Raw genomic sequence first — 12,958 nt, 5'->3', positions numbered from 1 at the left:
GCTATGCCGCCACACCCCGGCCCAGTTCCAGGCGGGAGCCGGTGAACGTGGCCCGCATGCGCCGATCGTGCGTCACGACCACCAGCGCTCCCTGGTAAGAGGTCAACGCCTCCTCCAGTTGCTCCACGAGCAGCGGCGACAGGTGGTTGGTCGGCTCGTCGAGCAGGAGCAGGTCCACGGGCTCGCTCACCAGCCGGGCCAGCTCGATCCGGCGCCGCTGACCATAGGAGAGCTCCTCGAGGCGCAGACGCAGGTCGGACGGCCGGAACAACCCCAGGGCGAGCAGCGCGTCGGCGTGCTCGTCCAGGGTCCCGGGACGCCCGTGCGCGTAGGCCCGCAGCACGGTCCAGTCCGCCGTCCCGACCAGGTCCCCGTGCTGCAGGGTCCCAGACCGGCCCGCCCGCCGCACGTCCTCAACAGCCGGCTCGTCCTGGCGGAAGAACCCGACCCGACCGGTCTGCCGTACCTCGCCCGCGTCCGGCCGCAGTTCCCCCGCGAGCACCCGCATCAGTGTGGTCTTGCCGGCTCCGTTCGGGCCGGTGACGAGCAGCCGCTCACCGGCGCGGAGGGCCAGCGAGTCCAGGCGGAGTCGCCCCGCGACCACCACGCCGTCGAGCGCGGCCACCTCGGCCCCGGCGGCTCCCGCGGTGGCGAGGGTGGCGGTGAAGCGCAGCGGCTCGGGCGGTGGGGGCGCCGGGTGGTCGGTGAGCTGGCGCAGCCGCTGCTGGGACTGCCGGATACGCCCGGCTGCCCCATGCGTACGCGAGCGCGCCCGCCAGGCCCCGGTGCCCATGCCCGCCTTGGCCGACTTGCGCGGGATTACCGCCAGCCTGCCCGCGTTGGCCGCCACCAGCGTGGCATGCCGGTCCAGCTCCGTCTTCCACTCCTCGTACGCCCGCGCCTGGGCGAGGCGTTCGGCGGCCTTGGCCGCGAGGTATCCGGCGTACCCGTCGCCGTAGCGGCGCACCTTCCCGTCGGCGACCTCCAGGATGGCGGTGGTCACCCGCTCCAGGAACACGCGGTCGTGGGTGATCGCCACGACCGTGCCCCGGTGGGCGCGCAGACGTTGTTCGAGCCATGCCACGGCCTGGTCGTCCAGGTCGTTGGTCGGTTCGTCGAGCAGCAGCAGTTCAGGAGCGGACGCCAGCGTGGCGGCCAGGGCGAGCCTGGAGCGTTCGCCACCGGAGAGCGTGCCAAGCCGGCGGCTCCGGTCGAGCCCGGGCAGCCCGAGCCCATGCAGCGCGACCTCGACACGAGTGTCGGCCTCGTAGCCGCCCCGCGCCTCGAACTCCGCCACCAGGCGTGCGTAGACCTCCATCCCGTCACGAATCGCTGTCCCCGCCCGACCCTCCGTCCCTGCGCCGCTCGCCGCGCCTGCGCGAGCCTCCACGCCTGCCTCCCCGAGCGACCGTTCGGCCACCCGCATCCGGGCTTCGAGCTCTCGCAGGTCGGCCAGCGCCAGATCGACGGCGTCACCCACCGTCGCGTGCGGCGGAAGCGCGAGCGACTGCGGCAGGTATCCGACGCCGCCTGGCGCGACGGCCACGAGCTCGCCGTTGTCCGGCCGCTCGACGTCCGCCATGAGCCTGAGCAGCGTGGACTTGCCCGACCCGTTGTCGCCGATCACTCCGATCCGCTCGCCGGGTTTGACGGTGAGCGACACCCGGTCCAGGACGACGCGCGTGCCGTAACGCTTCGTGATCTCGGTGAGTGCCAGTTGGGCAGCAGTAGGCATAGGGCCCACCTCCTCTTCTCTGCGCGGACAGGACTCCTCAGCCCATCTGATGACGGTCAGCCGGGCGCCTTCCGGCTGAGGTGCTCCCAGGCCCGGTACTCCTCCGCGCGGGCCTGGTCCTTCTGCTGGACCAGGTCGTACGAGGCGCCACCGACGATCAGCCGCAGCGGCGGCTCCGCCAGGTCGACCAGCTCCATGATCACCGGCGCGGCGGTGCTCGGGTCGGGACCGGCGTCCTCCCCCCACATCTCGGCCAGCCGGGCACGGAGCGACTCGTACTCCTGCCGCGGCTCCGTCATCGTGGTGCCCCGCGTGAACAGGTCCGTGCCGTACCCGCCCGGCCCCACGATCGTCACCTTGACCCCGAACGGCGCCACCTCCATCGCCAGGGCCTCACTCACCGAGTCGAGCGCTGTCTTGCTCGCCGAGTAGAACCCGACGGACGCGAACCCTCCACCGGCCCCCATCGACGTGACCTGCAGGATGTGGCCGGACCCCTGCGCCCGCAGGTACGGCACCACGGCCTGGGCCACCCAGACCGCGCCGAAGAAGTTGACGTCGAAGTGGGCGCGGATCTGCTCCTCCGTGGCCTCCTCCACCATGCCGAGCAGCATCACGCCGGCGTTGTTGACCACGACGTCGAGCCGGCCGAACGCCGCCGCCGCCTGGTCCACCACCTTCCGCACGGCCGCACGGTCGGAGACGTCCAGCGTCAGCCGTACGAGGCTGTCCGGGTGGGCGGCGGCCAGGTCGGCGAGCGGGTCGAGGTCGCGTGCGGCGGCCACGACGCGGTCTCCGGCGGCGAGCGCCGCCTCGGCGAAGGCCCTGCCCAGGCCTCTCGACGCGCCGGTGATGAACCATACTCGGGCAGTCGTCATGCGGTCTCCTCGCTCCAAAGAGACGATACGCTCCGTCTCGTCACGCGAGACTATGGGCCGAGCCATCCTGCTGTCAAGACGAACCGTATCGTCTCGTCTATCCGACGTCACACTCCCGGACGGTCCGGTCCCCGACCACCGAGCCCGGCTCGGTCGCCGGCATCGGCGGCAAGGCCGAGACCGGCGACGCCGAACCGCTGGTCAGGCAGGCCCGGCCGCCCTGCGGTACCGCGCGAGGACGGCCGCGCCGGACTGCTCTGCCGACAGGCACTCGAGGTACGTGGGCGGGCCGCCGGCGGGAAAGAGCCGCTCTCCGGTGCTGAGGGCCGCGGGGAAGGTCAGCAGCCGGTACTCGTCGATCAGGTCCGCGGCCATCAGGGTGTGCACGACGCTCAGGCTGCCGGTGATGACCACATCGCGCGGCTCCCGTTTGACGGCGTCGATGAGGTCGCCTCCGACGACCTGGGAGTTCGCCCACGCCGACACGTCGGTGACCGTACGGGAGGCGACCAGCTTCGGCACGGCGTTCATCCGCGTGGAGAAGGGGTCGTCGCGCCCCGGCCAGAGCCGGGAGAACAACTCCCAAGTCCGCCGCCCCAGCAGCAGGACCCCCTCGTCCAGCACGCTCCCCAGCCGGAACTTGTCCCCGGCGACCGCCTCGGGGCCGTGCCGGAACGCCCAGCCGCCGGTCGGCGTGCCGCCGGATCCGTCCGGGTCCGACACGATCCCGTCCAGGGTGATGAACTCAATGACGATGACGCTCACGATGGCTTCCCTTTCGCTCGATGCTCACCCGTACGTACCGGCGGCATCGGCCCGGCTCATCGCGCCTGACGAAAATTCGTTGAACTAAATCTTTTCGGGCAGGTCGAACGCCTCGAACACGCCTGGATCGGCGAACACGACGTTGTGCGAGACCCGGCCGCCGGTGACCGTGACGACCTGCAACGTGTGCAGCCGATGCCCGCCGCCGGGATCCGGCACGTACGCGGCGAGCGCGGGCTGCCCGTTGGCGGTGAGGTCCCTCATGCGCCAGCCCGTCCCCCGCATCTCGAACACACGGCGCATGAACAGGCCGTAGTCGCGGCTGCCCCGATACCACAGCGGCACCGGCGGCATCTCCAGGACCGCCTCGTCGGTGAGCAGGCGCACGAGCGCGGGGACGTCGGCCGCCTCGAACGCCCTCACGTACCGTTGGATGACCGCGCGCACCTCGGGATCGTCCGGCTCGGTGACCTGCCCCACGTCGCCGACGTCCGCGAGGGCGGCGCGGGCCCGCTGCAGAGCGCTGTTCACGGCCGTGGCCGTGGTCCCCAGCTGGGTGGCGACCTCGGCGGCGCTGAACTCCAGCACCTCGCGGAGCACGAGCACGGCCCGCTGCCGCGGCGGCAGCACCTGCATCGCCGCGACCAGCGCCAGCCGCAGGTCCGCCCGTGCCCCCATATCGAACCGCGCGTCGGGAAACGGCTGCAGCCAGGGGATGTCGAATGCCGGGGTGAGCGGCGCCCCGGGATCCTCGCTCGGCGCGCCCAGCCCGGACGGCAGCGGCCGCCGTGCCCGCCCCTCCAACGCGGTCAGGCACACGTTGGTCGCGATCCGGTACAGCCAGGTCCGTACGGACGCGCGCGTGCTGTCATACCGGTCACGGGCCTTCCACGCCCGCAACATCGTCTCCTGCACCAGGTCCTCGGCCTCGTGGTACGAGCCCAGCATCCGGTAGCAGTAGGCCACCAGCTCACCCCGGTAGGGCTCGAAATCCACGACCCCATCATGGCGTACACGACCCGGTGGCGACGACTCAGCGGTCGCTACTCGGAGGCCTTCGTGGCGTCGTCGGCCACGCCGGGCTCGGCGGGGTAGAGGAGTTCCGCGCCGAACTCGACCTGGCACGTGCCGGCGGTGGCGAACGTGCCGGTGCCGGCATGGGCGGGGAGCGATGTGCACGCCTGGGCTGGTGCGGTACGTCAGCGGTCAGGACGTGGTGCCAGGCGGTGGACCGACGCCGTGGTCCGCGACGCCGCGGCCGGCGACTCGGACATGGCCGCCCAATGGGCCACCAACAGCGAGCAGCGGCACACCGCTCACGGGGAGTTCGTCGCCATCCTGGACCGCCTCCAGGCCCTGCGACCCGGCCTGACCAGCAGGCGAGCCACCGACATCACCGTCGGGCTACTGTCGCCGGATCTGTTTCTGGTGATGGCCCGCGAATGCCGATGGACCACGGCGCAGTGGAAGCCGGAGCGCCGATCAGCTGTCCCACGCCCTGCTGGCACCCTGACGGCCCTCCTCCGGTCAGTGTGCCGACCGGACGTTCTCGCGGACGTCGTTGGTCGCCACTCCCAGTAGCTTGCCGGTCAGATCGATCAACGCGCGACCGACGGCCAGCTCTTCGCCGATCCGCGGGGCGGGCGGGTCGGCCGGGTTGCGGTGGGCTTCACCGCAGCCGGTCAACCGTACGTCGGCCGGGCTGGTCAAAGTGACGTACGCGGTGGCTAGGTCTCCGGACTCGGCGATGTCGATTTGAATGGACCATTCCTTGCCGGCCATGGATCTCACCTCCTGGCCCTTCACTGTTGGGCTACCCCAGGTCATGGTGGCAAACGCGGCCTCCTGGGGGTGGCGGGACAGCGGGGCCGATCAATTACCCCCATAGAAACCGATTTGATTCAACTTCGATCACTTTCGATCGCTACTATGGGGGCGTCGCGAGGAGGACCATGACGAAGAGTGCAACCGACCGGACCGAGAGCAGCCGGGAGGATGGGGCCGTCGGTCCTCTGGGTGTCGTCTGGGGGACCGCGATGTCGCCGGAGGCTCTGGTCCGGAGCTTGCTGCCACCTGAAGCGGCCTTGCCGGTGCCTGGCGCCGGGCATTCTTCCTGGGATCGGGTCGCGACGTCCGGCATCCTGGTCGCCGTGCGGGAGCGGGCGGAGGCGGAGCTGGGCACACCATGGCCGCAGCCGCTGGCCTCGCAGTACGCGCGTTACTTCCGTGACGGCAACCGCACCGGCTACGAGAGCCAGGTGTTCCAGCGCCAGGACCGGCTGACCCGGGCTGTGCTCATGGCGGCCGTGGCGAGCGGCGAAACGATCGGCCGTGAGCAGGGCTGGCTGGACGAGGCCGCGGACGGGATCGTGCAGCTGTGCGAGCAGAGCTCGTGGTGCTGGCCGGCGCACGAGGACACCTGCCGGCCCCGCGGGACCGTTCTCCCCGATGTGGCGACCCCCTGCCTCGACCTGGGGGCCGCTGATGTCGCCGCCCAGCTGGCGTGGGCCGACCAGGTGCTCGGGGACCGGCTGGCCGAACGTTACCCGGGCTTGCGGGAGCGCATCCGGTCCGAGGTGCGCGTGCGGGTGCTCGACCCGTTCGTCCGGCGGCGCGACTGGCACTGGCTGGGGCTGGACGGCGACGTGCACAACTGGTGCCCGTGGATCTGCGGCAACGTGCTCGTCGCCGCGCTGCGCCTGGCCGAGCCGGGCCCGGAGCGGGCGCACCAGGTCGCCTGGGCAGTGGCGGGCCTCGATCGTTACCTCGCGGCGCTGCCGGCGGACGGCTCCGTCGACGAGGGCTACGAGTACTGGTGGAACGGGGCCTGCCGGGCGATCGAGGCGCTCGACGTCCTGGCGCACGCCACGTCGGGACTGCTCGACGCCGCGGAGGTGCCGGTCGTGCGGGAGACGGTACGGTTCCCGCACCGGATGCATCTGGGCGGGCCGTGGTATCTGAACCTGGCCGACGCGCGGGCTCGGCCGCCGGCCGAGCAGCCGTGGCAGGTGCCGCACCGCTGGGCTCGCCGGCTCGGCGAGCACGACGCCCGCCGGCACGCGGAGTCGCAGCGTGCGGCCACGATCTCCCCTTGCGCCGAGCTCGGGCGGGCGCTCTGCGAGCTGGCCGACGTCGAGTGGCAGGCCGCGGGGCGCGGCGATCCGCCTCTCATCGCCGGGGTCTGGTTGTCCGGGACGCAGGTCGGACTCGCACGTACGGCGACTGGGACGGCGCACGGCCTCGCGCTCGCGGTCAAGGGCGGGCACAACGGAGAGCACCACAACCACAATGACGTCGGGTCCGTCGTCGTCGCCGTGGACGGGGTTCCCGTGCTGGTCGACGCGGGTCGGCCGACGTACACGGCGCAGACGTTCGGGCCGGACCGCTACGCGATCTGGACGATGCAGAGCAGCTGGCACAACGTTCCCGAGGTACGCGGCGCCCCGCAGGGGCAGGGGCACGGGTTCCGGGCCCGTGACGTCGAGGTGGTGGACGAGCCGGGCCGGTTCGAGGTGCGGATGGACCTGGCCGCCGCCTACCCCGTACCGGAGCTCGAGCGGTGGTGGCGGACGGCGGCGCTGGATCGGCACGCGTCACACGTGACGATCGGGGACGCCTGGGCCTTCACCGGCGACGGCGCCCCGAGCGTGCTGCATTTCCTGGTGAACGGGCAGGTGAATCAACCCTCCGCCGGCCAGGTCGTCGTCCGGCCGCCACACGGCGCGCGGGCGGTGCGCGTCGCGTGGGACCCTGGGGTCGCGACAGCCGCGTTCACGGTGCGCCGGCTGGCGGATCCCATGCTCTCCGAGGTGTGGGGCGAGCAGCTGACCAGGCTGGAGCTGCGCCTGCCCGGCACGGCGCGGGGCGCCATCGAGGTCCGAGTGGGGGTGGGGGAATGACCGTGTCCGATGCGCCCGGCGCGCTGCCGGACGAGCGCCGCGCCCAGATGGTGGAGTTGCTGCGCCGGCGCGGTGTCGTACGCGTCAACGAACTGGCGACCGAGCTGGACGTCTCGGCCATCACCATCCGGCGCGACATCGCGCTGCTCTCGTCCCAAGGGCTGATCCGCCGGGTCCGCGGTGGGGCCGTGCTCCACGACGGGCCGGTGGCCGAGGCGCTCGCCGGAGCCGCCGAACCGGAGGACACACCGGAGGCAACCGACGCGGAGGGGCCGCAGATCACGATCGGCATGGTGGTGCCTTCGTTGAACTATTACTGGCCCGACGTGATCCGCGGCGTCCGGGAGGCCGCCGCGGCCGCCGGTGCGCGGCTCGTCCTGCGTGGCGCCACCTACCGCGCCACCGACGAGCGCCGCCACCTGTCCCGGCTGGTCGAGGCGGTGGGCGTGGACGGGCTCCTCGTCGCGCCCACCACGACCGGCGACGAAGGGGCGGAGCTGGTGCGGTGGTTGCAGGACGCCGACATGCCCATGGTGCTCATCGAGCGCACCGCCGCCTCCGGCCCCTACCACGAGGCCATGGAGTCGGTCGTCAGCGATCACGAGCTCGGGGCCGCAATGGCCGTACGGCACCTGGTCGAGCTCGGTCACCGGCGGATCGGACTGGTCACCACCATCCCGAGCCCGACGAGCCCGCACCTGCGGCGCGGCTGGCGGCAGGCGTGCGAGGAGTTCGGCCTCCCGCTGGACGACTCGCTGGACATCAGGACGGTCGATCAGTGGGCTCCCGAGTGGCCCAAGACGGTCGAGAGCCTGATCGAGCGGTGCGTCGCCTCCGGGACGACGGCGCTGCTCGTGCACTCGGATCCGGAGGCGATCGATCTGGTCGAACGTTGCCAGGAACGCGGCATCCGGGTGCCCGGCGATCTCGCGGTCGTCACCTACGACGACGAGGTGGCCGAGCTGTGCGAGCCGCCGCTGACCGCCGTCCGCCCGCCCAAGACGGCGATCGGGCGGGCGGCGTTCGGGCTGCTCGCGGCGCGGCTGACGGACCCGGACCCGGAGCGGCCCACCCACCGCATCGTCATCGAGCCGCGCCTGATCGTGCGCTCGTCCTCGGCGTCATGAGGGCGTCGTGGGCGGCGTCACGCGCGGACCGCGCCTGATCGAGCACTCGGTCACGGCACGCGGAGCGCGGCGGACGGGTCCAGGAGGTCGGCCGTCCCGTCCGGCCACGTCACGCGGGCGAGCGCCGGGCCGTCCCAGGACAGGACCGGCGGCCGGCCCGGCTCCTGCGCGCCGAGGAACACCGCCACGTCGTACCACGTGTCCGGCCGCGCCGGCCCCGTGGTGGCGCGCCAGGGGACGAGCGTCCAGGGGCCGAGCGGCGCGGAGTCCCCGGCGCTGACCACGCCGCCCAGGTCCAGCCCGATGACCTGGGAGCACATGGTGCCGTTCGACACGGCTGCCGTGCCGGTCCGGACCGGCTCGGCGGCGGGGAGCGGCCATCCGCCGATGCGCAGCGGACCGCGCTCCAGTTCCGTGGCCGGCACCCGGATCAGCCGCAGCTCCCAAGGGCCGCGCACGGCGGAGATCAGCTCCATCCAGGGCCCGAGGTGCACCGTCCCCGGCCGCCCGTAACCGTGGTCCCCGCGGTCGTCGCCCTCCGGGGTGACCCAGTGGGCCTGCCAGCGCGAGGCCCCGATCATCGTGCCCGAGGGAAGGCGGTCGAGGAGGAGCGTCTCGAATCCGGTGCGGTGGCTCGGCCGTCCGTGCTCGTCCAGGAGCACGACCGACTGGTCGAGGGGATCGGCGGCGTGCTCACCGGCGAGCACGGGCGAGGTGGCGGTCGAGTAGCCCAGCCGCGCGTACAAGGGCGAGTCGGTCAGGTGCGTCCCGGGATGGGAGTGATCGGTGCCGTGGTTGATCACGCGTACGACACCGTCGGATCGGGTGCCGCTGACCAACCAGCCGGGCGCGCGCACGACGCGGTGGTAGTCGCCGGACTCCACCGGCAGCGGCTCCTCGACGGCCGTCCACACCGGATGGTCGGCGGGCAGGGACAGGCCGAAGAAGCCCTTGGCGGCCCAGTACGGCGAGCCGGGCCCGGAGTAGGACTGGGCTATCGGGCGCCAGGCTCCATGCCAGCCCAGCGTCAGGACCCCGTCCTCGTCCGGCGCCCCGTGTTCGGTGAAGTGGCGGGCGATGCCGGAGGCGGCGCGCCGCAACAACCCGGGGGCGGGCGTCGCCGTCCCGGCGCGGGCGCCGGTCCAGAACTGGGTGGCGGCGGCGAACCGGTAGGTCAGGCTGCGCCCCTGGACAAGGGGGGATCCGTCGGCGCCGACGAGGTGGACGGCGTCATGCAGGTAGCGTTCGAGCCGGTCCAGGTAGAGCGGTCGCCGTGAGTCCGCCGCCGGGTCCCCGGCGGCCATCTCGCTCCACATCACCGGGTAGAACTGCAGCGCCCAGCCGGCGTAGTGGTCGTAGGCGCGTTCGGCGCCGTCGGCGTACCAGCCGTTCTCCCTGGCGAAGCCGTCGGTGAACGCGAGCCCGTCCTCGATGTCCTTGCGTTCGAAGGGGCCGCCGACGGAGGCGAGGAACTGCTCGACCACGATCTGGAACCAGATCCAGTTGATCGGCGGGTAGTCGCCGCCGACCGCGGGCGCGAGGTAGTCGACGATCTGCTCCTGCACGATCGGATCGAGCCGGTCCCACAACCACGGCCTCGTCAGGTGCAGCACCAGCGCGAGGGACGCGGCCTCCACCTTCGCCTGGCCGTGCTCGTCGAGGCGCACCCAGCGCTCGGGCGAGCGCGGGTCCGTCCCGGTGGCGAGGCCCTGCGCGTACCACTCCATCAGGCCCAGCGGATCACGCCCGTGCTCCCCCGCCACCCGGAATCCGGCGGCCAGGAACGTCCGCGCGAACCCTTCCAGCGCGTCGACGTCGGCGCCATATCCGCCCGGCGGGCCGGGGAAGGAGATGCGCGCGTGTGAGGCCGAGGCGTAGCGCCGGGCGGACAGGAGGAGATGATCGGCGAGCGCCGCCCAGTGGTCACGGGTCCATCCGGTGTAGGGCGAGAGCCGCCGGTCGTCGAACTCCCGCAGCATGAGCATGGATCCTCCTGATCGTGATCGCGCACGTGTGTCCCGGGAGTCAACGCGAACGTTTCGTCCCACGTCAAGACGACACACTATTCGTTTTCGTACGAGAGCGATCAATATCGATCAGATAACGTGATCGTTCTGATTAACCGGGTATTGACGTGATTGTAACGATCAGACATGATCAGCGGCACTGGTAAGCGCTTGCCGCCGAAGGGACGCTAGTGAGACGACCCCCTGCCCTGCTGGTCATGGACCCCGCGAAGTTCAGCGTGCAGTTCCAGGAGCCGCAGCTTCGCCGGTTGCATGATCTGGTCGAGGTGGGCGATCCGATCGTGACCACCGACCTCGACGCACCCTCCGTGCGCCGCAGGCTGCGCGAGGTCGAGGTGCTGGTGACTTCATGGGGCTGCCCGCCGCTGACGACCGAGCGGCTGGCCGACGCGCCGCGGCTGCGAGCGATCTTCCACTGCGCGGGAACGGTACGCACGTTCGTCACCGACGAGGTCTGGCGGCGCGGGATCCTCGTCACCAACGCCGCCGACGAGAACGCGATCCCGGTGGCCGAGTTCACCCTGGCGGCGGTCATCTTCGCCGGGAAGAAGGCCCCGTTCCTCGCCCAGGACGCCCGCAGGTTCCGTGCGGACTGGTCCTTCGGCTCCAGCCGCGGCGAGCTGACCAACCGCGGGCGCACCATCGGCGTCGTCGGCTTCTCCCGGGTCGGACGCCGGGTCGTCGACCGGCTCCGCAGCCTCGAGGTGGACGTCCTCGTCGCCGACCCCTACGCCGACCCGGCCGCGGTGCGAGCGCTGGGCGCCCGGCTGGTCCCGCTGCCCGAACTGCTGCCGCGTTGCGACGTGCTCACGCTGCACGTCCCGGCGCTGCCGTCCACGCACCACCTCATCGGGGCGCCCGAGCTCGCCCTGCTGCGTGACGGGACGACCGTCATCAACACCGCGCGCGGCGCCGTCCTGGACACCGCGGCTCTGGAACGGGAGTGCGTCCAGGGCCGGCTCGACGCGATCCTCGACGTCACCGAGCCGGAGCCGCTGCCCTCTTCCTCACTGCTGTACGACCTGCCCAACGTCATGATCACCCCCCACATCGCCGGATCTCTGGGATCGGAGACCCGGCGCATGAGTGAGAGCGCGCTCGACGAGCTCGAACGCTACCTGTCCGGTCAGCCGCCCCGCGCGGCCGTGACCCCCGACGACTTCATGGTGAGCGCCTGAGCCCTGAGACCGGCTCAAATGAAAGGAGACCGGAGCAATGACCGCTTCGAACACGCCAGCAAGGGTGCGCCACCCCCTGGTGAAGGCCCTGGCCACCGCGGCCGCGCTCTCGCTCGCCGTGACCGCCTGCGGCGGGTCCGCCGAACCCGCGGCCGGCGGCGACGGAAACGTCACGCTGTCGGTCACGGTGTGGAACATGGCCAAGACCCCCGAGTTCAAGGCGCTCTTCGACGCGTTCGAGGCGGCGAACCCCGGCATCAAGATCAAGCCGGTGGACATCCTCGCCGACGACTACGCCGAGAAGGTCACCACGATGCTCGCGGGTGGTGACAAGAGCGACGTGATCACGATGAAGAACGTCACCGACTACTCGCGTTACTCCAGCCGCGGGCAGCTCCAGGAGATCACCGACCTGGCGAAGTCGGGCGACGCCGCGAAGCTGGCCGGCCTGGACGCCTTCGACGTCAGCGGCAAGTACTTCGCGCTGCCGTACCGGCAGGACTTCTGGCTGCTCTACTACAACAAGACGTACCTCGACAAGGCCGGCGTCAAGGCCCCCGAGACCCTGACCTGGGACGAGTACGCCAAGCTCGCGCAGCAGCTCACCAAAGACGAGGGCGGCAAGAAGGTCTACGGCACCTACCACCACACCTGGCGCTCCGTGGTGCAGGCCATCTCCGCGGCCCAGACGGGCGGCGACCAGCTCAGCGGCGAGTACTCCTTCTTCACTGACCAGTACAACGTGGCGCTCGGGCTGCAGAAGGCCGGCGCGACCCTCGACTTCGGCACCGCGATGGCGCAGAAGTCGGACTACAAGACGATGTTCGAGACCGGTGCCACGGCCATGCTGCCCATGGGCACCTGGTACATCGCCGCCCTCATGGAGGCCAAGAAGAGCGGCAAGACCGACGTCGACTGGGCGCTGGCCCCGATGCCGCAGCGCCCGGGCGGTTCGGGTGTGACGACGTTCGGCTCGCCGACCGCCTTCGCCGTCAACAAGAAGGCCGAGCACGCCGACGCGGCCAAGAAGTTCGTGCAGTTCGCCGCGAGCAAGGCGGGCGCCGAGGCGATCAGCAAGGTGGGCGTGGTGCCGGCGCTGCAGAGCCCGGAGATCACCAGCGCCTACTTCGCGCTCGACGGCATGCCCACTGACGAGGTGTCCAAGAAGGCGTTCGAGCCGGACAAGGTCAATCTGGAGATGCCGGTCAGCGAGAACACCTCCGACATCGACACCATCCTCAAGGAAGAGCACGAGCTCATCATGGTCGGCGACAAGTCGGTCGCCGACGGCATCAAGTCGATGAACGAGCGCGTCAAGAGCGAAGTGCTCAACTAAGGACCGGCCGGGG

General features: G+C 71.4%; 10 protein-coding genes. 4 read left to right on the top strand and 6 right to left on the bottom strand.

Features of this window, described 5'->3' with window-relative positions; all coding sequences use genetic code 11:
• Position 1: 1 nt before the first annotated feature.
• The 5 genes from EDD27_RS51880 to EDD27_RS51855 form a co-directional block, all read right to left on the bottom strand.
• A complete protein-coding gene (locus EDD27_RS51880; RefSeq protein WP_127940047.1) occupies positions 2 to 1,735 on the bottom strand; it encodes an ABC-F family ATP-binding cassette domain-containing protein in 1,734 nt (577 codons plus the stop codon).
• A gap of 56 nt (positions 1,736 to 1,791) precedes the next feature.
• Positions 1,792 to 2,613 carry an SDR family NAD(P)-dependent oxidoreductase gene (locus tag EDD27_RS51875; protein WP_127940046.1) on the bottom strand — a complete coding sequence of 274 codons (822 nt, stop codon included), beginning with the start codon at positions 2,611 to 2,613 and terminating at the stop codon, positions 1,792 to 1,794.
• Between the two features lie 201 nt (positions 2,614 to 2,814).
• On the bottom strand, positions 2,815 to 3,378 hold the full coding sequence (locus tag EDD27_RS51870) for a dihydrofolate reductase family protein (RefSeq protein ID WP_127940045.1): 564 nt from the start codon (positions 3,376 to 3,378) through the stop codon (positions 2,815 to 2,817).
• Between the two features lie 84 nt (positions 3,379 to 3,462).
• Positions 3,463 to 4,503 (bottom strand): sigma-70 family RNA polymerase sigma factor, encoded by a 1,041-nt coding sequence (locus tag EDD27_RS51865; protein ID WP_127940044.1) that lies wholly within the window; start codon positions 4,501 to 4,503, stop codon positions 3,463 to 3,465.
• Positions 4,504 to 4,905: 402 nt separating this feature from the next.
• Positions 4,906 to 5,160 (bottom strand): dsRBD fold-containing protein, encoded by a 255-nt coding sequence (locus tag EDD27_RS51855; protein ID WP_127940043.1) that lies wholly within the window; start codon positions 5,158 to 5,160, stop codon positions 4,906 to 4,908.
• A gap of 170 nt (positions 5,161 to 5,330) precedes the next feature.
• Between EDD27_RS51855 and EDD27_RS51850 the strand changes: the two genes are divergently transcribed.
• Together EDD27_RS51850 and EDD27_RS51845 are read left to right on the top strand one after the other, a co-directional pair.
• Positions 5,331 to 7,277, top strand: coding sequence for a heparinase II/III domain-containing protein (locus EDD27_RS51850; protein WP_127940042.1), 1,947 nt, complete (start codon positions 5,331 to 5,333; stop codon positions 7,275 to 7,277).
• Positions 7,274 to 8,404, top strand: coding sequence for a substrate-binding domain-containing protein (locus tag EDD27_RS51845; protein WP_127940041.1), 1,131 nt, complete (start codon positions 7,274 to 7,276; stop codon positions 8,402 to 8,404). Before EDD27_RS51850 ends, EDD27_RS51845 begins: the two co-directional genes overlap by 4 nt.
• Positions 8,405 to 8,454: 50 nt before the next feature.
• Here the strand turns inward: EDD27_RS51845 and EDD27_RS51840 are convergent, their stop codons facing one another.
• Positions 8,455 to 10,389, bottom strand: a complete 1,935-nt coding sequence (locus tag EDD27_RS51840) for a DUF2264 domain-containing protein (protein WP_206642036.1) — start codon at positions 10,387 to 10,389, stop codon at positions 8,455 to 8,457.
• Positions 10,390 to 10,601: 212 nt separating this feature from the next.
• On the opposite strand from EDD27_RS51840, the gene EDD27_RS51835 reads away from it, so the two are divergent.
• Together EDD27_RS51835 and EDD27_RS51830 are read left to right on the top strand one after the other, a co-directional pair.
• Positions 10,602 to 11,609 carry a hydroxyacid dehydrogenase gene (locus EDD27_RS51835; RefSeq protein ID WP_241564713.1) on the top strand — a complete coding sequence of 336 codons (1,008 nt, stop codon included), beginning with the start codon at positions 10,602 to 10,604 and terminating at the stop codon, positions 11,607 to 11,609.
• 37 nt (positions 11,610 to 11,646) lie between these two features.
• Positions 11,647 to 12,945, top strand: a complete 1,299-nt coding sequence (locus tag EDD27_RS51830) for an ABC transporter substrate-binding protein (RefSeq protein WP_127940040.1) — start codon at positions 11,647 to 11,649, stop codon at positions 12,943 to 12,945.
• Positions 12,946 to 12,958: the final 13 nt, after the last annotated feature.

This window comes from Nonomuraea polychroma (assembly GCF_004011505.1).
GTDB classification, from domain to species: domain Bacteria; phylum Actinomycetota; class Actinomycetes; order Streptosporangiales; family Streptosporangiaceae; genus Nonomuraea; species Nonomuraea polychroma.
This window is presented reverse-complemented; position numbering and strand designations above follow the sequence as displayed.

Coding starts and splice junctions, on each gene's coding strand:
- EDD27_RS51830 (WP_127940040.1), top strand. CDS start 11,647: ATGACCGCTTCGAACACGCCAGCAAGGGTGCGCCACCCCCTGGTGAAG.
- EDD27_RS51850 (WP_127940042.1), top strand. CDS start 5,331: ATGACGAAGAGTGCAACCGACCGGACCGAGAGCAGCCGGGAGGATGGG.
- EDD27_RS51880 (WP_127940047.1), bottom strand. CDS start 1,735: ATGCCTACTGCTGCCCAACTGGCACTCACCGAGATCACGAAGCGTTAC.
- EDD27_RS51875 (WP_127940046.1), bottom strand. CDS start 2,613: ATGACGACTGCCCGAGTATGGTTCATCACCGGCGCGTCGAGAGGCCTG.
- EDD27_RS51855 (WP_127940043.1), bottom strand. CDS start 5,160: ATGGCCGGCAAGGAATGGTCCATTCAAATCGACATCGCCGAGTCCGGA.
- EDD27_RS51845 (WP_127940041.1), top strand. CDS start 7,274: ATGACCGTGTCCGATGCGCCCGGCGCGCTGCCGGACGAGCGCCGCGCC.
- EDD27_RS51840 (WP_206642036.1), bottom strand. CDS start 10,389: ATGCTCATGCTGCGGGAGTTCGACGACCGGCGGCTCTCGCCCTACACC.